The 21,608-nt window shown below is 60.2% G+C and carries 19 protein-coding genes; 11 read left to right on the plus strand and 8 right to left on the minus strand.

The annotated features are described in order from the left end of the window. Positions 1-70: 70 nt before the first annotated feature. The 7 genes from ACOZ4H_RS11930 (at position 71) to ACOZ4H_RS11960 (ending at position 8,332) form a co-directional block, all read left to right on the plus strand. Positions 71-1,387 (plus strand): methyl-accepting chemotaxis protein, encoded by a 1,317-nt coding sequence (locus ACOZ4H_RS11930; RefSeq protein ID WP_424329484.1) that lies wholly within the window; start codon positions 71-73, stop codon positions 1,385-1,387. Positions 1,388-1,441: 54 nt separating this feature from the next. Beyond that, positions 1,442-2,488, plus strand: coding sequence for a diphthamide biosynthesis enzyme Dph2 (gene dph2 / locus ACOZ4H_RS11935; RefSeq protein ID WP_424329485.1), 1,047 nt, complete (start codon positions 1,442-1,444; stop codon positions 2,486-2,488). Between the two features lie 64 nt (positions 2,489-2,552). Further along, positions 2,553-4,484 (plus strand): PAS domain-containing sensor histidine kinase, encoded by a 1,932-nt coding sequence (locus ACOZ4H_RS11940; protein WP_424329486.1) that lies wholly within the window; start codon positions 2,553-2,555, stop codon positions 4,482-4,484. Further along, the gene (locus ACOZ4H_RS11945; RefSeq protein WP_424329487.1) at positions 4,477-4,923 is read left to right on the plus strand and encodes a response regulator; all 447 of its coding nucleotides are present in this window, start codon (positions 4,477-4,479) and stop codon (positions 4,921-4,923) included. The genes ACOZ4H_RS11940 and ACOZ4H_RS11945 overlap by 8 nt, the downstream gene beginning before the upstream one ends. A 2-nt stretch (positions 4,924-4,925) precedes the next feature. Continuing rightward, positions 4,926-5,999 (plus strand): ATP-binding protein, encoded by a 1,074-nt coding sequence (locus ACOZ4H_RS11950; protein ID WP_424329488.1) that lies wholly within the window; start codon positions 4,926-4,928, stop codon positions 5,997-5,999. 96 nt (positions 6,000-6,095) lie between these two features. Further along, on the plus strand, positions 6,096-7,652 hold the full coding sequence (locus ACOZ4H_RS11955) for an ATP-binding protein (RefSeq protein ID WP_424329489.1): 1,557 nt from the start codon (positions 6,096-6,098) through the stop codon (positions 7,650-7,652). A gap of 53 nt (positions 7,653-7,705) precedes the next feature. Beyond that, positions 7,706-8,332, plus strand: a complete 627-nt coding sequence (locus ACOZ4H_RS11960) for an METTL5 family protein (RefSeq protein WP_424329490.1) — start codon at positions 7,706-7,708, stop codon at positions 8,330-8,332. On the opposite strand, the gene ACOZ4H_RS11965 is transcribed toward ACOZ4H_RS11960, so the two are convergent. Together ACOZ4H_RS11965 and ACOZ4H_RS11970 are read right to left on the minus strand one after the other, a co-directional pair. Next, on the minus strand, positions 8,329-9,987 hold the full coding sequence (locus tag ACOZ4H_RS11965; protein ID WP_424329491.1) for a rhomboid family intramembrane serine protease: 1,659 nt from the start codon (positions 9,985-9,987) through the stop codon (positions 8,329-8,331). The two genes, ACOZ4H_RS11960 and ACOZ4H_RS11965, sit on opposite strands and share 4 nt — an antisense overlap. A 115-nt stretch (positions 9,988-10,102) precedes the next feature. Continuing rightward, positions 10,103-10,522 (minus strand): DoxX family protein, encoded by a 420-nt coding sequence (locus ACOZ4H_RS11970; RefSeq protein ID WP_424329492.1) that lies wholly within the window; start codon positions 10,520-10,522, stop codon positions 10,103-10,105. A 136-nt stretch (positions 10,523-10,658) separates the two neighbouring features. Between ACOZ4H_RS11970 and ACOZ4H_RS11975 the strand changes: the two genes are divergently transcribed. Together ACOZ4H_RS11975 and ACOZ4H_RS11980 are read left to right on the plus strand one after the other, a co-directional pair. Further along, positions 10,659-11,009, plus strand: coding sequence for a winged helix-turn-helix transcriptional regulator (locus ACOZ4H_RS11975; RefSeq protein WP_424329493.1), 351 nt, complete (start codon positions 10,659-10,661; stop codon positions 11,007-11,009). Positions 11,010-11,055: 46 nt separating this feature from the next. Continuing rightward, on the plus strand, positions 11,056-11,382 hold the full coding sequence (locus ACOZ4H_RS11980; RefSeq protein ID WP_424329494.1) for a hypothetical protein: 327 nt from the start codon (positions 11,056-11,058) through the stop codon (positions 11,380-11,382). A 1-nt stretch (position 11,383) separates the two neighbouring features. Here ACOZ4H_RS11980 and aglJ read toward each other — a convergent pair whose 3' ends face one another. Further along, positions 11,384-12,454, minus strand: coding sequence for an S-layer glycoprotein N-glycosyltransferase AglJ (gene aglJ / locus ACOZ4H_RS11985; protein ID WP_424329495.1), 1,071 nt, complete (start codon positions 12,452-12,454; stop codon positions 11,384-11,386). Positions 12,455-12,783: 329 nt separating this feature from the next. On the opposite strand from aglJ, the gene ACOZ4H_RS11990 reads away from it, so the two are divergent. After that, complete coding sequence (locus tag ACOZ4H_RS11990) at positions 12,784-13,626, plus strand: TrmB family transcriptional regulator (protein WP_424329496.1); 843 nt, start codon at positions 12,784-12,786, stop codon at positions 13,624-13,626. A gap of 79 nt (positions 13,627-13,705) precedes the next feature. Here ACOZ4H_RS11990 and ACOZ4H_RS11995 read toward each other — a convergent pair whose 3' ends face one another. The 3 genes from ACOZ4H_RS11995 to ACOZ4H_RS12005 form a co-directional block, all read right to left on the minus strand. Next, the gene (locus ACOZ4H_RS11995) at positions 13,706-14,683 is read right to left on the minus strand and encodes an alkaline phosphatase family protein (protein ID WP_424329497.1); all 978 of its coding nucleotides are present in this window, start codon (positions 14,681-14,683) and stop codon (positions 13,706-13,708) included. A 68-nt stretch (positions 14,684-14,751) separates the two neighbouring features. After that, positions 14,752-15,933 (minus strand): glycosyltransferase family 4 protein, encoded by a 1,182-nt coding sequence (locus tag ACOZ4H_RS12000; protein WP_424329498.1) that lies wholly within the window; start codon positions 15,931-15,933, stop codon positions 14,752-14,754. Between the two features lie 95 nt (positions 15,934-16,028). After that, positions 16,029-16,976, minus strand: coding sequence for a hypothetical protein (locus ACOZ4H_RS12005; RefSeq protein ID WP_424329499.1), 948 nt, complete (start codon positions 16,974-16,976; stop codon positions 16,029-16,031). A 172-nt stretch (positions 16,977-17,148) separates the two neighbouring features. Here ACOZ4H_RS12005 and ACOZ4H_RS12010 point away from each other — a divergent pair, with 172 nt between their 5' ends. After that, a complete protein-coding gene (locus ACOZ4H_RS12010) occupies positions 17,149-18,549 on the plus strand; it encodes a flippase (RefSeq protein WP_424329500.1) in 1,401 nt (466 codons plus the stop codon). 3 nt (positions 18,550-18,552) lie between these two features. On the opposite strand, the gene ACOZ4H_RS12015 is transcribed toward ACOZ4H_RS12010, so the two are convergent. Further along, on the minus strand, positions 18,553-19,698 hold the full coding sequence (locus ACOZ4H_RS12015) for a glycosyltransferase family 4 protein (protein ID WP_424329501.1): 1,146 nt from the start codon (positions 19,696-19,698) through the stop codon (positions 18,553-18,555). An 89-nt stretch (positions 19,699-19,787) separates the two neighbouring features. After that, complete coding sequence (locus ACOZ4H_RS12020) at positions 19,788-21,488, minus strand: glycosyltransferase family 39 protein (RefSeq protein WP_424329502.1); 1,701 nt, start codon at positions 21,486-21,488, stop codon at positions 19,788-19,790. Positions 21,489-21,608: the final 120 nt, after the last annotated feature.

Here is a 21,608-nt window from a genome sequence, read left to right on the forward strand (position 1 = left end):
CGGCCCGCCCGTTATCAGTTGTTGTAATTGATCGCAAAGGATATGGCCTGATCCGGGTTGATTTATGATAATGGCTAAACGAGCTACAGCGAACGAATTACTGCCGGAATCGGTAGAGGAAAGCGGGGAGTTCTGGCTCCACGCGTTTGAGTCGCTTGTCGAAGATTTACCGGAAGCGGCGTTCGTGGTCGACGCAGAGGGCGATATCACACACTGGAACGACGCGGTCGAAGGCATGCTCGGACTCCCGGCGAGCGAGGCGGTCGGGATGAACGCCTACGACGTGTTCGGCACGGAGGGCGAAGACGAGACGCTCGCCCAGGAGGTCATCAGGACTGAGGAGCCGATCCGTGAGACCGAACTCCGCTCGGCCGAGCGCCCTGACGGAACGATGGCGCACGCGAGAGCGGTGGCCATTCCGCTCATGGGCCCCGGCGGCGACGCTATCGGTGCGCTGGAGTTACTGATCGATTTCAGCGATATCGTCGAACAGCGCGAAGCGCTCCAGAACCTCCAGTCGCAGATGGCGACAGATGTCGAGTCGGCGGTCGGCGAAATCAGCGACTCCGCCGCGGCCGTTACCGAGCAGTCCGACGAGATCAAAGACATGGCCGGCGAGCAGTCCGACAACCTCGATGAGGTCCAGTCCGAGGTCTCCGGGTTCAGCGCCACAGTCGAGGAAATCGCCTCCAGCGCCGAGGAAGTGAGCAGCCAGAGCGGCGAGGCCAGGGAACTCGCCGAGGAGTCCGTCGAGACAGCCGAGGAAACCATCGAACGCGTCGAGGACGCGACTGAGTCCGCCGAACAGGTCGCGGCGGACTCGACGGAACTCCGCGGCCACATCGAGGAGATCGACGAGTTCGTCGAGGTCATCAACGACATCGCGGACCAGACGAACATGCTGGCGTTGAACGCCAACATCGAAGCTGCGCGAAGCAACAGCGACAGCGACGGATTCGCGGTCGTCGCCGACGAGATCAAGGAACTGGCCGACGAGTCCAAGCAGCACGCCGACGAGGTCGAGCGCATCGTCGGTGAGGTCCGCGAAATGGCCGACGACACCGCCGAAAACGTCGAGGAGACGACGGATGCGATCCAACAGGCCCTCTCGGACCTGGAGACGTTGCTTGACAATCAACAGGCCATCCTCGACGCGACCTCGGAGACGGAACAGGGCATCGGAGAGGTCGCGGAGGCGACGGACGACCAAGCCGCAAGCGCCGAAGAAATCGCCAGCATGATCGACGAAATCGCCCGGCGTGCCGCCGAGGTTTCCGAGTCTATCGACGAACTGGCTGACGCTAACGAGACCCAACACCAGATGGCCCGAGACTTAGAGGAGAACGTCGAGCGGGTCGAACGACGGCTCTCCGAAATTATGGCGTAACTGTCGCTCACCGAAACACGGGGGTTATGCCGCTCGAACGGATACAGGGTTGCAATGAGTCAAGAGCGGACTGACGGCGACCTCCGGAACACCGGACTGTCGCTCAAACACGACCGCGAGTGGGACTACGAACTCGACCGAATCATCGAGGCCGTCGAGGAACGGGACGCCGAGAAGGTGGGGCTGCAGTTCCCCGAGGGGCTGAAACGCCGCGGCCCGGCCGTGGCCGACGACCTCCGGGAGAACCTCCCCGACGACGTGACGGTGCTGCTCTCGGGCCAGCCCTGTTACGGGGCCTGCGACCTGGATACCTACATGATGCGCCGGACGGACGTGTTCGTCCACTTCGGCCACTCGCCGATGAAAGAATCGGACAAGATCATCTACGTACCGCTGTTCTCGAACGTCGACGTCTTCCCCATCATGGAGCAGGCCCGCGAGGAACAGCTCGCGGACCCCGAAGAGGACCCCGACGTGGGGCTGGTGACGACGGCCCAGCACATGAACAAGTTCGACGAGATGCGTGAGTGGCTGGAAGAGCGGGGCTACACCGTTCACACGCGCCGGGGCGACGAACGGCTCACCCACGAGGGACAGGTGCTGGGCTGTAACTACGCCAGCGCCGACGTGGACGCCGACCAGATGCTGTACGTCGGCGGCGGGAAGTTCCACCCCCTCGGGCTGGCGATGGAACACCCCGAAAAACACGTCGTTATCGCCGATCCCGTCAACAACGTCGTCACCGTCGCCGACACGGAGAAGTTCATGAAGCAGCGCTACGGGGCGGTCCACCGCGCGATGGACGCCGAGTCCTGGGGCGTCATCTTCTGTACCAAGATCGGCCAGGGCCGCTGGGACAAGGCCCAGGAGATCGTCGACAACAACGAGAACGCCTACCTCATAACCATGGACGAAGTCACGCCGGACCGGCTGACGAACTTCGGGATGGACGCCTACGTCAACACCGGTTGTCCCCGGATCACCACCGACGACGGCCCGCAGTTCAAGAAGCCGATGCTCACGCCCGGCGAGTACGAGATCGCCATCGGCGAGAAACCGCTCGACTCCCTGGAGTTTGACACCTTCCACGGCACCTGGTAACCACAGTTCTCACATCTGAGAACGGGAGACGTACTGTCTTGTAGCCCGGGCATCGATACGGGGTATGGCTTCTACAGAGGGCGCTGCTATCTACCAGGATGTTTTTGAGGCGAGTCCGGACCCGATTATGGTCCATGACGCCGACACCGGAACTGTCGTCCGGGCCAACCAGGCCGCGGGCGCGCTCCTGGGGTGCGCTCCGGACGACATCGTCGGAATGCACGTGGGCGAGTTCAGCCCGCCGGGGTTCTCCACAGCGGACGCAAACGACCTGATAGCCGAGGCAGCCACGTCAGGTTCGGCGCAGGTCGAGTGGGCAACAGAGGGACCCGACGGCACGGACCAACTGGTCGAGGTAACGCTCAAGCGAGCCGCTCTCGGCGACGAGACCCGTGTTGTGGCGTTCATTCACGATGTGACCAGCATCCGCGAGCGGGAACGAAAACACGCAGAGCAGAGCGAACAGCTCGACACCCTGATGGGGAATCTCCCTGTCGTGGTGTTTACGCTAGACCCGGACGGCGTGTTCACGTATTCAGCTGGGAAAGGGCTGGAAGGCCTGGGGTTGGAGCCCGGCGACCTCGAAGGGACATCGGTGTTCGAGACGTACAGCGAGTATCCGGACATCATCACCGCCGTCGAGGAGGCCCTCGATGGGGAGGAAGTCCGCGTGACACAGGAAATCGACGACCTCGTCTTCGAGACGTGGTATCGACCGGTGTTCGACGACAGCGGGCGGCTCAAACAGGTCGTCAGTGTGGCCAGAGATATCACCGGCCTCAAGCGCCGTGAGGAGCGCGTCGAGGCGCTCAGCGGCGCGACAAATGAACTGCTGTACAGCCGCACAGAGACTGCGGCTGCGGACAAAGTCGCACAGATTGCCCAGCGTATCGTCGACCAGCCGCTCGCCGCGATCTGGTCATACGACAGCGGCGACGACACGCTCTATCCAATCGGCGCGACGGCAAAGGCGACCGACTTCGCCGGAGTGGAAACGGCGGCGGATCTCCCGCCGATGGGTCCAGACAGCGACGAGAACCGTATTTTCCACACCAGCGAGCCGACCGTTATCGAGGACTACCAGGAACTGTCGAACCCGTCAGCGCCGTCGATGCCGATGCGGACGCTCCTATGTCTCCCGCTCGATGACCAGGGGATGCTGTGTATCGGGTCCGAGACCGTGGCGTCGTTCGACGGCGACGAGCGGTTCCTGCTGGAGATTCTCGCGAGTACAGCGGCTGCCGGGCTGGAGCGAATCGAACGCGAGACGCGGCTCAAATCAAAACAGGCGGAGCTAGAGCGCTCCAACGAGGCGCTCCAGCAGTTCGCCTACATCGCGTCCCACGACCTGCAGGAACCGCTCCGGATGGTGTCGAGCTACGTCGACCTGTTGGACAGCGAATACGGCGACGACCTCGACGAAGAGGCCGCCGAGTACATGGCCTTCGCCGTCGACGGTGCCCGCCGGATGCAGGAGATGGTCGACGCCCTGCTCCGGTACTCCCGCGTCGAGACGAACGCAGGTGACTTCGAGGAGACGGACCCAGAAGCGGTTCTCGACCGCACGCTGGACGCCTTGCGGATGCGGATAGAAGAGGTAGACGCAACCATCACAGCGGGATCACTCCCCCGCGTCGACGCCGATCCGAATCAGGTCGGCCAGGTGTTCCAGAATCTACTGGAAAACGCCATCGAGTACGCGACGGAGGCGGACATCGAACCCCGTATCGAGGTCAGTGCGGAAGAAGACGACGACATGGTGACCTTCACCGTCTCGGACAACGGGCCAGGGATTCCGGCGGCGGACCGCGAGGAGGTGTTCAACATCTTCCACCGCGCCGGCGCCCACGACACGGAGGGCACCGGTATCGGGCTGGCCGTCTGCCAGCGGATCGTCCTGCGCCACGACGGACGCATCTGGGTCGAACCGTCCGACGACGGCGCGACATTCAAATTTACGCTGCCCGCAGTGACGGAGGTGAGCGGCGATGACTGAGTCCTCCGAGGGTCGGCCGGTCGAGATCCTGCTGGCGGAGGACAACCCCGGCGATGTCAGACTGACCGAGAAAGCCCTGGAGAAGGGGAAGGTGCTGAACAACCTTCACGTCGTCAACGACGGCGTCGAGGCGCTGGATTTCCTCCGGCAGGAAGCGGAGTACGGCGACGCACCGCGGCCGGACCTGCTGTTGCTCGACCTCAACATGCCCCGCAAAGGGGGGCAGGAAGTCCTCGAAGCGATGAAGGGCGACGAGTCGCTCCGGCGGATTCCGGTCGTCGTTCTGACCAGTTCCGAGGCGGAAGAGGACATCATCGAATCGTACGACCTCCACGCGAACGCCTACCTGACGAAACCGGTCGACTTCGACGGCTTCGTCGACATCGTGAGCAGCGTTGAAGATTTCTTCCTCACGGTCGTCAAGCGGCCGCCGAAATAACGATGGCTGAGACGGTACATCTCGATGTACTCCTCGTCGAGGACAACCCGGGCGACGCCCGCCTCGTCGAGCATCACCTGAACTCGCCGGCTGTGGCGCACTTCGTCGACGACGTGACGATCTCCCACGTCGAATCGCTTGCGCCGGTCGCCGAGCATTCGGAGGCGGCCTACGACGTGGTACTGCTGGACCTCGGACTCCCCGAGTCAACAGGGCTTGCGACCCTTGACCGGGCAACCGAGATCGTGGAGGGAGTGCCGATCATCGTCCTCACCGGGATGCAGGACCGGGAGGTGGCTATCGAAGCGATCAACCGGGGCGCACAGGACTACCTGCCGAAAGAGGACTTGGACGGCGACCGACTCGTGAGAGCGCTCCGGTACGCAGTCGTCAGGAGCCGCCAGCAGCGTGCCATTCAGCGCCAGACCGACCAGATGGACTTCTTCAACAGCATCCTGCAACACGACATCCTCAACGGGATGAACGTCATTCGGGCGCGGGGGGAACTCCTCGAAGACACGCTCGACAGCGAGGAACGCGAGTACGCGTCGACCATCGTCCAGTGGAGCGACGACCTCATCGAACTCACCGAGAAGGTCCGGTCGGTGCTTGAGACGGTCACCGAGGAGGGCGGACGGGACCACGAGCACCGGGAGCTACAGGCTGTCCTCGACGATGCGGCGGAGCGCGCCCGATCGGTCAGCGACGACTGTATCGTTACTATCGAGCCACAAGCGGTCACTGTCGTCGCTGACGAGTTGCTCGATGACGTGTTCGGGAACCTCTTTCTGAACGCGGTCGAACACGCCGGACCAGACGTGACCATCGACGTGACGACGACAGTCAAGGAAGGCGTCGTGACCGTCTGTTTAGCGGACGACGGGGACGGGATTTCGAACAGCGAGGCCCGGCGCATCTTCCAGCGTGGCGAGAAAGGCTCCGAATCCGGGGGCACTGGCTTCGGGCTCTACTTCGTGGACACGATGGTCCGGAGCTACGGCGGCGACGTCTGGGTCGAAGACAGCGACCTCGGCGGCGCTGCTTTTTGTGTTGAACTCCCGCACGCGACGCTCTAGGCGTGGCCGATTGTCACACCGTCATCGCTCGAATGCATTTCAACTCGTGAGAACCAGGACCGAATGTTCAATTCCGGGGGGATCGAGTCCCCTGGTATGGATGATCCGCTGGACGGTGCCGAGACTAGCGATTCGACAGAGCAGGATCGCTATCTTGCGGCTATGCAGGACCTCACTGCGGCGATGGCGGCCAGCGGAACCTCGTTTCGGGAACGCGTCGAGCCAGTTCTGGCCGTCGGTCGAGAGCACCTGGGGTTTCCAAACGGGCATATCGCAGTCGTCTCTGGCGACGAACACGAAATCGTCGCCAGCAGCGGTCTGTCTTCGACGATTACCCCGGGCGCCAAGACACCGCTTTCGGAGACGTACTGCAGACACACCCTCGACAAAGCCGGGATTCACATCGTCACTAACGCGAGCGAGTCAATGGCTACTGACCCCGCCTACGAGCGGTTCGGGCTACAGGCGTACGTCGGCGCGACGCTGCGGGCGGACGGGTCGGAATACGGGACGCTGTGTTTCGTCAACGACAGCGAGGCGATCGCGGAGTTCTCGGACTGGCAGCAGACGCTGTTCGAGCATCTCACCCAGTGGGTCGAGGCGGAGATCGAGCGCGAGCTAGCCGTCGATACACGCGAACAGAGCCAGCGGCTGTTGGAAGCGACGTTCAACTCACCGGAGACGTTCATCGGTATCCTCGACGCTGACGGAAACCTCATCAGGGCGAACGAAACGGCGCTCGGGTTCATCAACGCCGATGATGAAGCCATCTTCGGCGAACCGTTCTGGGACACACCCTGGTGGAACCACGATGAGGCGGTAGCAAGCCGCTGTCAGGACGCTGTCGAGCGGGCGACGGAGGGTGAGATGGTCAGATTCGAGGCCGAGCATATCGGCGCAGATGGCCAGCGGATCTCGACCGCTGTCGTGGCCAGACCGGTAGCGGCCGACGGTACTGTTCGGAAAATAATCGTGGAGGGTACGGATATCACGGATCTCAAGCGCCGCGAAGAGCAGATGGAGTTTTTCAACAGCATTCTCAGACACGACATCCTCAACGGGATGACAGTCATCGAAGCGCGTGCAGAAACGCTTGCAGACGCACTCGGCGGGACACAGGCGACTTACGCCGAAACGATTCTGGACTGGAGTCGGGATATCGTCGACCTCACACAGAAGGTCCGGAGCGTCCTGAACACGATGTCGGACGACGGATTGACCGAGGCAGAGACAATTGAACTGGCCCCGGTCATCGAAGGGGCGGTAAACAAGGCAGCCTCGATGGACGAGGACTGCACGCTCAAAACGGACATCCACGAGGGGGTCGAGGTTGTGGCCGACGACCTCCTCGACGATGTTGTCGGAAACATCTTGACGAACGCCGTTGAGCACGGCGGTCCGGGCTCCACAATCGAGGTGACGACGGAACGTGTCGGCTCGGTGGTCCGCCTTCACATCGCGGACGACGGGCCCGGGATACCGCCGGCAGAGCGCGACGCTATCTTCGAGAAGGGGGAGCGTGGAACCGAGTCGACGGGGACCGGATTCGGACTCTACTTCGTGTCGGTGATGGTTGAGAGCTACGGCGGCGATATCTGGGTCGAGGATAGTGACCTCGGCGGCAGCGAGTTCGTCGTCGAACTCCCGAAATAATAACCACTGAGCATTTCCAAACGTTTTTGAATGAATCGGGCGTATCTCGCGTAATGCCGACAAAGAGTGCGCTCGCCCAGCAACTCGCCGTTGTCGCCGGGTTCGACAACCCGCGGGCTAGTCTCGAACAGTACCGGACACCGCCGGACCTGGCGGCGCATCTGGTCCATACCGCGGACCTCCAGAACGATATCCAGGGACAGACGGTCGTCGACCTCGGCTGTGGCACCGGGATGTTGGCGCTGGGTGCAGCGCTCCGGTCACCGGCGCGGGTCGTCGGGCTGGATATCGATCCTGCGCCGCTGTCGACTGCACGGCGGAACGAGCGGAAAGTCGGGTCGACGACGCCGGTGTCGTGGGTTCGAGCCGATGCCACGGCAGCCCCGTTGTGTCCCCCTATCGACGAGACAACCGTCGTCATGAACCCGCCGTTCGGCGCGCAGTCGGACAACGAACACGCCGACCGCCGGTTCCTCGAAACCGCCGCAGTCGTCGCGGGCGTCTCGTACTCGATTCACAACGAGGGGAGCCAATCATTTGTCGAATCCTTCGCCGAGGACAACGGCGGCGAGGTGACCCACGCCTTCGAGACGGAGTTCGACCTGCCGCGACAGTTCGATTTCCACGAGTCGGACCGGCAGGCGATTACCGCGGAAGTGTATCGCATCGACTGGACCTAGCTTCGCGCCGCTTGCTGGCGACGCTCCGCAATCTTGACCCGAGTGCCATCTGTCCGTGCGTACAGCCGCGAGCGGTTCCGCTCGAAGGTCAGCCCGCCGATCCGCGTCCGCGTCATATTGGCCGGAAGCGGTGCCTGCCCGACCGTTTCGTTGCCTCGCGTCACGACCACGTCGAACCCGTTCTGCCGGGCCGCCACTGTCACGTTCCGTCCGTCCAGTATCACGTCCGCCGTCGACGGCTCCGAGGTGTAGGCCGTCCGGGGCTGGCCGCCCTCGCGCCTGAGTTGGACCCGATAGACGCTGGCGTTACCGAGCACCGACCAGTCCGTCCGGTTCGCGTACACCGACTCGCGCCAGGTCGGCCCGCCGACCGTGACCCGTTCCTCACCGTTGACTGCGAGCCGGCCCGGCTGGACGGCAGCGATCCAGACCTCGCGCTCTGCGCTGGCGACGATGACGCCGCTGGCGTTGACGCTCGCCCCCTCTCGCTGCGTTGGGACCCAGATGCTCTCGAAATACGCGTTCGGCACGTTCTCGTCGTAGGTCACCACGTAGTCTCTGACCTCGATACCGTCTTCGGGGAGCTGGTCCTCCTCCAGGTCGACGACGTTCGTCGGGACGGCAGCGAGGCTCAGTGCGCCGAGGACGACGAGCAGGATCACCACTGCGAGTGACGCCGGCCGGCGGTCAAGCGAGGGGCGAAACGTCCGGTCGGAACTGACGGTCGCTGCTGCGACGACGAGCGCCAGAACGAACACCAGCGCCGTCCCGGCCCAGCGGAACAACCGAAACCGGCCGCCGCCGAGCGGTATGTACACCGCCCAAAGTCCCTGTGCGACGGCGAACACGAGCGTCGCAAAGAACACCCGGAGCGTGTCGGGGCGTTTGTTCCGATTCCACAGTAGCGCGAGGGCCACGATGACGCCAGCCAGGATACCGATAGCGTGCCCCTGGATGGCGATGTTGGACCACCACGGCGTCACAAAGCGAGTCTGACCCGAGGCCGTCGAAACGGGGTAGCGAAGCGCCGAATACAGGAGGTCGAGCACGCGGTTCCCGAGAAACGCACCGAGAAACAGCGTCGGCCGCGTCACGAGCGCGAACCCGGCGATAGCAAACACCACGCCCGAAAAGCCCACAATCGGCCCGATGGCGAACACCGCAGAGAACAAACCCACGACGAACATGGCGACGGGGACGGCCAGGATCCGGGCAAACGGGTTCGTCCGTAGCGACGTGAAGGTCTGGACGCCGCGGTTTCGGGGGTAGTGTCCCCAGACGTACTCCGCGACCGTCCCGTATACCAGCGTGCCCATGAGGTTCCCCGTGATGTGCCCCTGACTGCCGTGGGTGAACGCCCCGGTGAGCATCCCGAACGGGTAGAAGTACGACCATGTCCGGAACGGTGTCACAAGCGGGTTCCGCGGGTGCCACCACGCGCCCTGCAGAAACAGGTACACCGTCAGGACGCCGGCCATCGTCAGCAGCGTCCCCCATGGGACACCGAGGAGGAGTCGCGCCCGCATCCCGTCTCCAAGTCGCGCATCCGAGAAGCGGCGGACGGCAACGAGGACAGCAAACACCACGGTGAGGACGACCGCTTCCTGCCATGGGAGCCACGCGGGCATGGCCGGCGTCGGCAGCGACTGCATCATTCACGCACAGTTCAGGTACGGGACGGCTTATGGATGGCGGCAGGTGTCACTCTCCAACAGTGACGAACGAGGGGCGGGTCGGAATCAGGCAACCCGGGCCAGTGAACGCGTCACCTCAAAACAGGGACATGCCGACGCTGTACGGCCACGACGTGCCGGCCACCGCAAGCAGCGACAGCGCGCCGCCGGCGAGGGCGATGTTCTTGAGGAACTGCGTCATCTCGTCCTGGACCTGGTCGTCGGGGACCGCCCAGAAATTGTGCATCATGACGGCGGAAGCGACGAGGAACGTCGCCAGCGCCCCGGCCGCGATGACGGGGTACGCACCGAGGATGACGAGGACGCCGCTGACGAGGAGCAGTCCGCCGCTTCCGTAGACTGACGCCGCGGGTGCCGGAAGCCCCTTCGCCTCCGCGTAGGGCGTCATCTGCCCGGCGTTCTGGAAGTGGTTCAGGCCCATGAAGGCGAGGACGCCACCGAACAGGATTCGTCCCAGCAGGAACAGTTCGCCCGCCCCAGCGGACTCGAACGCCATCAGGCGCTCACCTCCGGCGCAGGGGTGGTTTCACCGTGAGACTGTCGAACCGCGATTGGTAGTTTCATTACGTTACTTGGTTCGTATCCGAACCTATATGTACGTTCCCGGACAAAGAGGATACCAGGTAGCACCGATGTCATCTGAAGTATTCACTGCCACGGACGAGGCAGAAGAAAGCGGGCCGTGTGCCGTCATCGAGTCGCTGGAACAGATCGGGTCGCGCTGGCGGCTGGTCGTCCTCCACGAACTCCAGAACGGCGAACAGCGATTCAACGAACTCAAACGCGCCACCGACGCCAGTTCTCGCACCCTCTCGCGGGTCCTCGACGACCTTCAGGAGATGGGCTTTGTCGACCGGCGGCTCGAAGAAGACGCGCCCGTCGCGACGTACTACCAGCTCACGCCCAAGGGGGAATCCCTCTGTCCGGTCTTCGACGAGATCGAGGAATGGGCCGAGGAGTGGTTAGCCGGCTGCGAGAGCTGACCCGACAACGCAGACTTTTCTATCCCCCGGCCCCATCGCTCTACCAATGGGAGTACGGCCACCAGCCGATAACAGCGACGAGCCAGACGTCATCGAGTTCGGTATCGCGGCACTCGACGCCCGCCTGTCGGACGTGGACATCGAATACCCCGCGACAGCGGCGGAGGTCCGAGACGCCGCCGGGCACATCGCGGTCCCGTTCGACGCGTCTGGACACTCGATGACCGTCGCCGAGGCGCTCGACGAGACGAACGCCACTGAGTTCGACAACGAGCAAGAGCTACTCAACGACCTCCATCCGATATTCGAACGGAAACGGGAAGCCACCAGAAACAGTATTCTCTCCCAGCTGCGCGCGCTGGTTCCGTTCTGAGCTATTCGTCAGGCTGGTGCGGAGAGACCGCCGGTTCCGTCTCCACGTCGCCGTCCGTGACGTGGTCCATATCGCTCTCCTCGGCGCGTTCCGCGTCGCCGACCCGCTGGTCGTCGAACACGTCTGCCGGCCGATTTCGGCTCTCGTGTGTGAGTTGGACGGCAATGTCTTCCAAGCGGCGCGTCTGTTCGCGGTTCACCGCCACGAGCATATCCGACAGGACGCCGAACATGAGGAGCTGAATTCCCAGCAGGATGGCGAACGAGCCGATAACTGCAATCACCTCGTGTGAGATACTGTTGACAACCCAGTCGTAGGCCACGTACGCTCCGAGCGCGAACCCGACCACAGTGCTCCCGAGGCCGACGCTTCCGAAGTAAAACAGCGGATTGTTTGTCTTTGCCATCTGGTACAGCGTCAGGATAATGGTCGCGCCGTCACGGAACGGCCGGAGGTTCGTGTCGGATTCGTCGGGCCGGGGCTGGTAGGTGATCGGTACCACAGCCGTCGAGACGTTGTGTTTGACACACTCGACGGCCATCTCCGTCTCGATACCGAAGCCCGACGCCGTCAGTGAACTCCGCTGGAAGGACTGCCGCGTGAACGCCCGGTAGCCGGAGAGGATGTCGGTGAGGTCCCGTCCGTGAATCGTTGCGAAGGCACTGTTGATGATACGGTTGCCGATCTGGTTGAGTTTCGTCATCGCGCCGGGCTGCATGTCCGCAAAGCGGTTTCCGATGACGTGCGCGGCCTGGCCCGACAACAGTGGTTCGAGTAGCCTGTCCGCCTCATCGGGCCGATAGGTCGCGTCGCCGTCGGCCATCAGGACGTACGGCTGCTCGATGTGGCGCGTCACTGCCTCCCTGACAGCCTGTCCCTTCCCCGAGCCGGACTGTTCGACGACCCGCGCGCCGGCCGATTCGGCGATGTCCTGTGTCCCGTCGGTCGACCCGCCGTCGATAACGAGGACGTTGTCGAACCCCTGCTCGCGGAACCCGGACACGACCGATTCGATAGTCTCGGCCTCGTTGAATGTCGGCAACAGTATACAGACGTCGTCTCGGTCGGCCATCGACAAAACGTCAGCCACGCGGAGGCAAATAAATGCGGGTCTGGCCGCGCACGGGTTTTGTGACTGTTTCCGGTAGCCGCCGCCTCGAAAGCGGCGACAGCCGGAAATGACGGACACCAGTCCGTCTCAGTCGTCGCGCTGCTCGCTCATGTGTTCCCAGACCTCCGCACAGCCACAGCCGTCTTCGATGTCCGCCAGGTGATCGTCTTCCTCGGTCTGGGATGTCGCAGTCATGTTACTCACTCTTCGAGTAACTACTCGCCGCCACCCACTAATAGATTTGGGCGGCGGCCGACGCGTTTTACATTCCCTGCCGCACATGGGCGTGTATGAGCGACCCTGCGGACGTGTTCGACCTGGTTGGGCTGACCGAATACGAGGCGACGGCGCTGGAACAGTTGGTCTCGCTCGGACGAACGACGGCCCCGAACCTCGCGGAAGCGAGCGGTATCCCGAAGGCCCGCGTCTACGGCGTGCTGGAGTCGCTGTCCGACCGCGGCTTCATCAAGGTGATCCCCGGCCGTCCCAAGGAGTACCAGCCGAAATCCCCCCGCGAAATCCTCGACCGGGCCGTCGAGAACCGCAGGCAATCGTACGAATCGTTCGCCGCCGACATCGAGTCCCACCGCGACGCCTTTCTCGCCGAGTACGAACCTCGGTTCGAACGCGCCAGCGAGGACATCTCGCCGACGGCCGAACTGTTCCACGTCGTCGACGTGGGCGAACCGAGCGAACGCGAGACCCGCCGGCTGTACGACGACGCCGACGAGACGCTTCGGGTTATTACCAACAGTTTCGCGTACCTCGACAGCGTCGAGCGCGCACTGGCCGAGACGCTCGACCGCGAGGTCGAAGTTAGCGTTCTCTTCCTGCACCCCGACGAGCTCCCGGCGGAGAAGGCCGCTGTCCAGGCTGACATCGTCGACCGGCTGAGGGCGGAGTACTCTGAGGTAGACGTTCGGTTCAGCACGGAGAAACTACCCTGGCGCGGGACGCTCGTCGACCCGAGCATGGACTACGACAGCGGCGAGGCGATTCTACTGGTCGAGGAGCCGGACGTTCCCAACCACATGCGCCAAGCCGCGATTACGGACAACGGGTCGTTCGTCGCTGGGATGAAGCGCTACTTCGACCTGGTCTGGGAGTACGAGAGTGTCGCTGCGTTGGGCTAACTGTGGCCGTAGGCGCCGAGGTTCTGTGCACGGACGCTGTCGAGGATAACCAGCAGGACGTTTGGATCGGCCGATATGGCTACATGTACCCGAGGTCTTCGAGGTGCTCTTTGACGTCCTCCCCTGACCGGCCGCCGTCGTCCGACGCCGTCACCTGCGGCGTGGACGTGTGATCGTTCTCGTCGAGTTCGGCTTCGATAGCAGCCCGGACGTCGACGACGCTCTCAATCGACTCGACCATGGCGGCGTCCGTCCCCGCGACCATCGCCTCGTCGGTGTGAACGCCGTCCTGCAGGCCGTGGTCACTGACGAGCAGTAGCTCGTCGTCGTCGCCGAGGTCGTCCCGGACCTCGCCCACGAACTCGTCGAGCTCCTCGTAGGCGCGGTCCTGGAGCGAGGGCTGTTCGTACGCGACGTGGCCGATGAGGTCGAGCCCGCTCGTGTATGCAAACACCAGTTCGTGTCGTCCACCTCTGAGCGCCCGTCGTGCGCGGGCGAGGCGAACCATCGACATTTCGAGGCACTGCTCGTAGAACAGCGCCGGGTCCGCCGACGAGTGCCCACCTTTCGCTTCGAGGTCGCGCTCGAAGAGGTCACCGAGGTTCCGCCGGAGGCTGTGTTCGCGGTCCTCCGTGTCCGGGTCGATCACGTAGTTGGGGATGCCGATGGGGGCCGCCTGCCGTCCGTCGAAAACCGTCGTCAGGTCGTTTTCCTCGTAGTAGGTCGCCGGAATCCGGAACGCGTCCTGTTCAGTGTTGTTCAGTAGCCACGCGCCGAGACGCGTCTGCAGCCCGGACGGGAGGAGGTAGTCCGCGGCGGCGCTTCCGAACCGGAGGACGGGGTTCTCCCAGGCGACGCCGTCATCAAGCGTGATACCGTGCTCCGGCGGCGTGAGCCCGGTAATGATCGTCGGCCAGAGTTCGTGCGTGCTGGGTCCGCCCTCTACGCTCCTGATCGTCTCGATAGCGCGGTGGTCAGCGAGCGTCAAGTTCGGATGTGCCGCCGAATCTACTAGTTCCGGGTCGAGTGCATCGATACCCAGCACTACGAGGACCATATCTACCCCGAACGTCTCAGTCGATGGGTTAAGACCTTTCGATGCACGCGATAGACGGCGGTACGACCTTAGCCAGACAACGAACGGTACAGGTCGAGGTACTCGTCCGCGATCTTCCGCCAGTCGTACTTCTCCTCGACGCGGTCTCGCGCCTGCCTGGATATCTGTTTCGTGAGTTCGTAATCGGAGAGCAATGTGGTGACGGCGTCTGCGATTGCGTCCGGTGATTCTATCGGGACAACAAATCCCTCCTTCCCTTCTCGGACCATTTCGTTCGCTCCAGAAACATTGGTAACGACTACTGGACAGCCGGTCGACATGGCTTCCAGACGGACCATTGAAAAGCCCTCTGACCGAGAAGGGTGGACGAAGGCACGTGCTCGAGATAAGTGTTCTCGGACGATAGACTGGTCGACGTAGCCGTGGAATGTCACGTTATTCTCTATATTGAGCCTTTTAGCCTGCTCACGCAACTCGTCTTCTAATGGCCCGTCACCGAAAACGTTAACATGAACCTCAGGATATTCCTGCTGAATCTGGTCGAGTGCCTCAAGAAGAACATCGTAACCCTTGCGCTCCCGAAGCCTGCCGATGGCTACAATTTCTTGTGAGTTGTCTGGTTCACTGTACTCGAAAACGTTCGGATCGACGCCAAGCGGAATCGTCCGGAGTTTCGATTCGTCGACCAGGTTAGCATACATTTCATGCGCTTCTTTATCAACAACGACAATTCGATCTGCGGCGTTGAGCGTCCGCTTGAATAGATTCATTCTGGGTGGGTCAAGAACTACATCCCGAGTAGCATCGACAGCCGTGTGCAGGGGATCGGTAAGTGACCTCGAAAGATCTTTTCCGATGGACAAAGAGAGCATTCGATTGAACTCCTCTGCCATAATTGCATGGCCTGTTTGACAGGGACCAACAACGACAGGGATATCATCATGAAGCCCTAAGATAAGGATCGGATTGAACCATCTGTAGCTCAGATTCATATGATGGTATATATCGACATTTCCCTTCTGTAGTTCCCTAAAAACCGTATAATATAGCTTACTATAGAATGTGAGCCTGTTTGCCCCTCTGAGCGAGTGTACAGTGACGTTTTCGGGGTCAAGGCGGTCGGAAACCGTTCTCGTGTATGTGTCGACGGTAAAGTAATCGTCGTACAGGTTATTCAAGATATTGTAGCTCTTACCGTATTCCTCATTGTGTACATCTGGTTTAGTCGGTCCAATAAGAACTCGCGGCATAGCTGATGATGGGTAATGGAGGAATTAATAGTTATTTTTGTCGTCTCTCTGTAGGCAAGATTAATCCCACCTAGTCATACATAATTTTAAATACGTCATTTATAACCTAAGGCTTCGAGCTGCGATTCACGAGCAGGCATTCCATTATGTCCATCGATATCGGAGACGTCATATTCTGGAACATATTTTTTAGTATCTATCCCTTCCAAGTTAATCCACGGTACCTCGCGTACAGCAGAAACCGGGACTCCTTTTGGGTGACCATACACTCCTGATTCTCCTTTTGCATTACCATGATCAGCAGTCAGGGCTATAGTACCCTCAAGAGAGACAGAAAGGATACTAATTTCTTCCATTATCCATTCCAAGTTATCGAGATATGCAGACCAAAAGTCGTCCTCCGAAACGGTTCCATCACAGAGGCGCCACCATACCTTGCTACCAAACTTCTTTGTCCCTTTGAATTCACGAAACCATTCTGGCCGTGACCGGAACGGTGCATGTGGTTGCATATAGTGGATAATCATTCGATCAACGCCCAGCTCATCTCGGTTCCTCCAAGTATCAATGGCGTAATCAGTTAATTTTCGAGGCAAAACAGTCCGAATATCATGCTCTGTTGGGCTAATTCCGAAATGAGCAAACTCTGGAAATTCATCGTATTGTATCTGATCCGTGTATGGATTTCCTGTAACGTATGCTGTGTTTTCAATTTCATCCGAATAGTTCTCATTAAATGTTTTTTTTATCCATTCAGAACTGGTCCCACCGACCGACCAGCGTGTTTCGAGTTTCTTACCAGAGAATAGGGGTTCATAAGCATCCATCTGTGTGATTTCTTGCATAGCATCAGCCCTACACCCGTCTAAAATAACCAGTATATCCCAGTCTTCATTCCATATAACCTGCTCTTCCTGCTGGTCTGGGACAAATCTTCCAAGCAAACCGGCCCATAGCTTTCTGAGGGCTATTTCTACATTCTTCGGTGAGGGATCTGATCGTAGCCGATCCACGGTGTCAAAAAACCAATCGGAGAAAGCCATCTATGCATTATTAATTTGATGGTGAAATTAATGTTTTGAAATTGTACTCTCGTTACTTTTGTGCCACGGAGGTCAAGTCAAGAAAATCATGTATATCTCCTAATATTAGAACTTTTTAATGGGTTTAACAAGAACAGAATAATAACCACATGGGAGAAATCCACAGATATCGATGGATATCGACCGATCAAGTGTTATTATATACGCCAGTAATATCATACTGAGTCTAATTGGTTTTGTTGGAACCGCGTATTTTGCTCAAACTCTCGGTGGAACGGTTCTTGGAATATTTTTTACCTTCGATGCTGTCACGAGTGTGCTGATGACCGGGGCACGGCTTGGTGTCGATACGGGGATAGAGAAACGCATTAGCGAATCGGCTACTCAACAGCGTGGGTCGTACCTGACTGCAGGCTACCTCATAACACTCGTTCCGATTGCAGCCATGTCTCTCGGATTATTCGTATTTGAAAGCCATATAGACGAATATATCGGTGTGGCGGTCGTGCCCTTACTGATCGTATTTATTATATCCAGTACCGGAAGATGGCTCACTGGAGCGGCCGTTCGTGGTGAAGGGCGAGTGGCGCTTAGCTCTCTCATCGAACTCTTTGGTGAAGTCATTCGTATAGTAACAAGTATTGGACTAATCATAGCCGGATTAGAGATATTTGCTCTGCTATATGGTGTTTTGATTGGAGTTGTGGTGAAATTTGTCATATTTTACTTCGCGCTGTCAACTTCGCTATCGATCCCAACTTGGGAAACCGTCAGAGATCTCTGGGGTTTCTCGAAGTATACATCGTTCAATAGTGTGAGTTCGCTAGCGTACAACTGGGCAGATACGCTCGTGTTGGCGTACTTCGCGTCAAAGACCGCTGTTGCTGTATACGAGGCCTCTTGGAAGGTCAGCGTAGTCGCAGTAATGGCTAGTCAGGCCCTGAGTCAGGCGGTGTTTCCATCGATCAGCGAGTGGGCGTCCCGCGACGAATACGGTCGCATTGAAACAGCTCTAAGCGAAGGCTTCACATATGGTCTCCTGCTTGTCATCCCCGCCGTAGTCGGTGTAGCGATACTCGCCGATCCATTCATGCAACTCGTCTATGACTTCGACACGGGCGGGTTGATCCTCATCCTCCTGATGGCGGAGAAGTTGTTGCAGGCCCCGAGAATCCTGATCCAGCGGACGCTCACGGGGATCGGTCACCCGAATCTCGTATTCCGGACGGCAGCGCTGACCCTCGTTGCGAACGTTGGGCTCAATCTGTTACTGGTTCCGGAACTCGGATCGTTCGGGGCAGCGGCGGCAACGATAACGACAGTCAGCATCGCACTCGTCATTCAGATAGTGTATCTCCGGCGGTTCATCACTGTGACCGCAAACTGGCGGGCGCTCGGAAGGCAGACGGTCACAGCATTAGCGATGGGCGCAGTGGTGTACGCGGCGGCGACCATCTTACCGCCATCAACGCTTTTGAAGCTTGGTGGTTTAGTCGCACTCGGCGTGGTGGCGTACGGCCTCGGGATGGCGACGGACCGCGAAATCAGAGAGCGCGTGTTACAGATGGTGTAGTGCCTACCGAGTACACGCCGCGAGTATCGACTTGTACCGCCCACAGGCCGCCTCGAAGCTGTACTCGTGCTCAATCAGGTCGCGTCCATTCGCACTGATGGTGTCCAAGTCATTTCGTTCCAAAATACCGAGTATCGTTTCCCGGAGAGCCGCTGGTTCCCGCGAGTCAAGGAGGAATCCGGTTTCACCCTCACGGACCACGTCGGGAACGCCCGAAACCGGCGAGGCCAGTACTGGTGTTCCACAGGCCAGCGCTTCCAGAATTGTCGTTGGAAGCCCTTCCGTCGGCTGTGACGGCAGCACGAGCAGGGCGAGGTCGTTCAGTTGGGCCGGAACGTCGTCGTGGTCCACCCAGCCAGTGAGCGCAACCGCGCCCCGTTCGATTTCCGCCGCGAGTTCGGCTTCCAGCCACTCCCGGAGATCCCCGTCGCCGATGAACCGGAAGGCCACGTCGTCGGGCAGTTCAGCGGCGACAGCAGCGAGTTCACGGACGCTCTTCTCCTCGTCGAGTCGCCCGAGGAACCCGACCACGCGATCGCGGTCGGCGTAGGGCCGCTGGACGCGAAACTCGTCTGTCCGAACGTAGCGCGCCCCCGTCGGATACACAGTCGGGGATTCCGGATGCAGATCCAGTTGGCGGGCCATCTCCGGCGTGTAGGTGATAACGCCGTGGGCCGCGGCGAAGCCGGCTCGTTCGAGCGCGCGGACTGCGCCAGCGAGCCCTGCGGCTATCTCGTCGGGCAACCGCTGTTCCCAGTTCAGACGGAGCGTCAGCGGCACGTCGCCGCGGGGTTCAATGAGAACCGTTTTGCCGAGCAATCGAGCCGCGACAATGGGCAGCAGGTACGATGTCGCACCGAAAAACAGAACGACGTCTTCGTCGCGGTCGGCGATGACACGGCACATCCGGAGCTGGTTCAGCAGGAATCGGAACGCGGCGATGACGACGGACTCACCCGCGCCTTTCTGCGTGAGTTCGACGAGTTCGTGACGGTCGCGGATCTCGGAGTCAGCGGGCAGATCAGCCGTCACGAGCGCGACCGATGTCACAGCCGACAGGATATCCAGCAGGCTTCGTGTGGCGTTCTCGCCGGCGGCGGCGAGGGGATGGGTCACGACGCAGACGCTCGGGAGTGATTCGTCAGTCACAGATTCTGACCCCGTTCGTCATCACGGTTGAACCGCTGGTTCCCATATCGCGTCTGTGAGTGGAGAGTGGTTTCGGCATACAGTTGTCATCAACAGGTCGGTTCATCGTCTATCCGCTTCAGCACAACGATAGTCGGGTTCCCGTCTTCAGGGAACGACGACAACCCGGCGCTGTCTTTGAACTTCCGTTCGGCGCTGAGTTCAGTATCAATTGGTGGGCCGAACGTCCGGACAATTTCGTAGTCCTCCTCGGTGAACAGCGCAGACATGCGTTCAGTCACACCCGGGTACACGGACGGATCCTTAAAGAAGCGGAAGTAGTGGTAACTAGAGAGCACGACGTACTCAGGCGCGTTACAGTCCATCCGTTCGAGGCCGGGCTGCCAGTTTTCTCGGGGGAGAGTGGAGTGGATTTCATACCGGTTTACAGTTGTCTCCTCGGGAAATTCTGGGAGGTACACCCGCTGGGAATACACGTCAACAGTATCAGAGCTATTTAGATTCGCATGTGTCCACTCGGTCGCCTCCTGCCGTGACTGGCTGATATCAGCGACACCAGCGACAGTGTGTATGCCCGAAAAGACTACGGCGAGCGTGAGAAGTCCGATGCCGGCCACTCGGACCGGACGAGTGGAACGGGTTAGCTCGGACCCGGCGACGCCAGCGAGGACTGCGAGAATCGGGAAGAGCGGCATCACCCGAGGAAACTGTGTCATGTTTCCCTGGATGATGACGATGAAGTACGGGATGGCGTAGACGAGCAACAGCCAAACTGCGCTGTCAAGCGTCCCTCGCAGAAGGAACGCGACAACGAGCAGTACGGACAGTATGGAGAACAGGAATAGCACGATCCCCTGCCCTTCGGCGATGTGTGCGAGCTGGATGAGCCACCCAGGGTCTGACCAATTGTACGCAACGGAATCGCTCGTACTTCGGTAGACGTATCGGGATATCTCGTCGGCCCATGAACCCGGATGGACGAATATCGATGGCGTTGTAGTGACGTATCCAAGTATCGTTAGCGTCGGGTACAGCCAGACTGCCTGGACGAACTCAAAAACGGTTCCCGACTCGCCCCAGTGGCGCTCAATAATGACGATGGCGATGGGCAGGACAAGGAGTCCGGCGGTCGCCTTCGTCGACGCTGCCAGGCCAGCGACCAGCGCCGCGGCCAACAGCGTTCTGGTGTCTCTTGAATGAAACGCACGAACCGTCAGCAGGAAGCCGAGCATGAGGAAGAACGTCATCGGAACGTCCTCAGTTGCATAATGAGCGGTGAGGACGTACCCAACAGAAGTCGTGAGAAACACCGATGCGAGGATTCCGGCGCGCCGGTCCAGTAGTTCCCGGCCGAGGTAGTAGAGGACCACGACAGTGCCGACACCGAACAGGACAGATACCAGCCGACCGGCGAACAGCACGTCGTAGAACGCTGTGAGGAGATCCGGGGACACGCCCCAACTCGGCGAGCTCCCGACACTAGCCGCGCCCGACATAATATCGCCGAACTGTCCGGTCACGAGCCAGTACAGCGTTACCGGGACAAAAGAGAGCGCAAGCAAGTAGAGGTGGAAGTTCCCACCCTTCCGGAAGTTGTCTATGAAGGGATTCTGCTCGTATCCAATCCTGAGAGCGAGTTCGATAGCACCGGTTTCATCCGGGAAGGTCAGATGTGGCCGTAGTCGCCAGGTGCCGAAGAACATCAGCAGGAACGCAGCAAGCGCAACGAGCGGCACAAACGGTTCGCGTCGGGCCGACTTGCGTATTCTGTTCCACAGGCTAGAGGGCATTTCCTCGTGATTGACCACTGACTGTAATAGTCTGTGCGATTTCGGGAGAGCGCCCTCTGCACGTGGTTAGCCTAAATCAGTCTCATACTGATATTACTGTGTATTCCGGGCATCCTTCAT

The organism is Haloarcula amylolytica (genome assembly GCF_049705545.1).
GTDB lineage: Archaea > Halobacteriota > Halobacteria > Halobacteriales > Haloarculaceae > Haloarcula > Haloarcula amylolytica_B.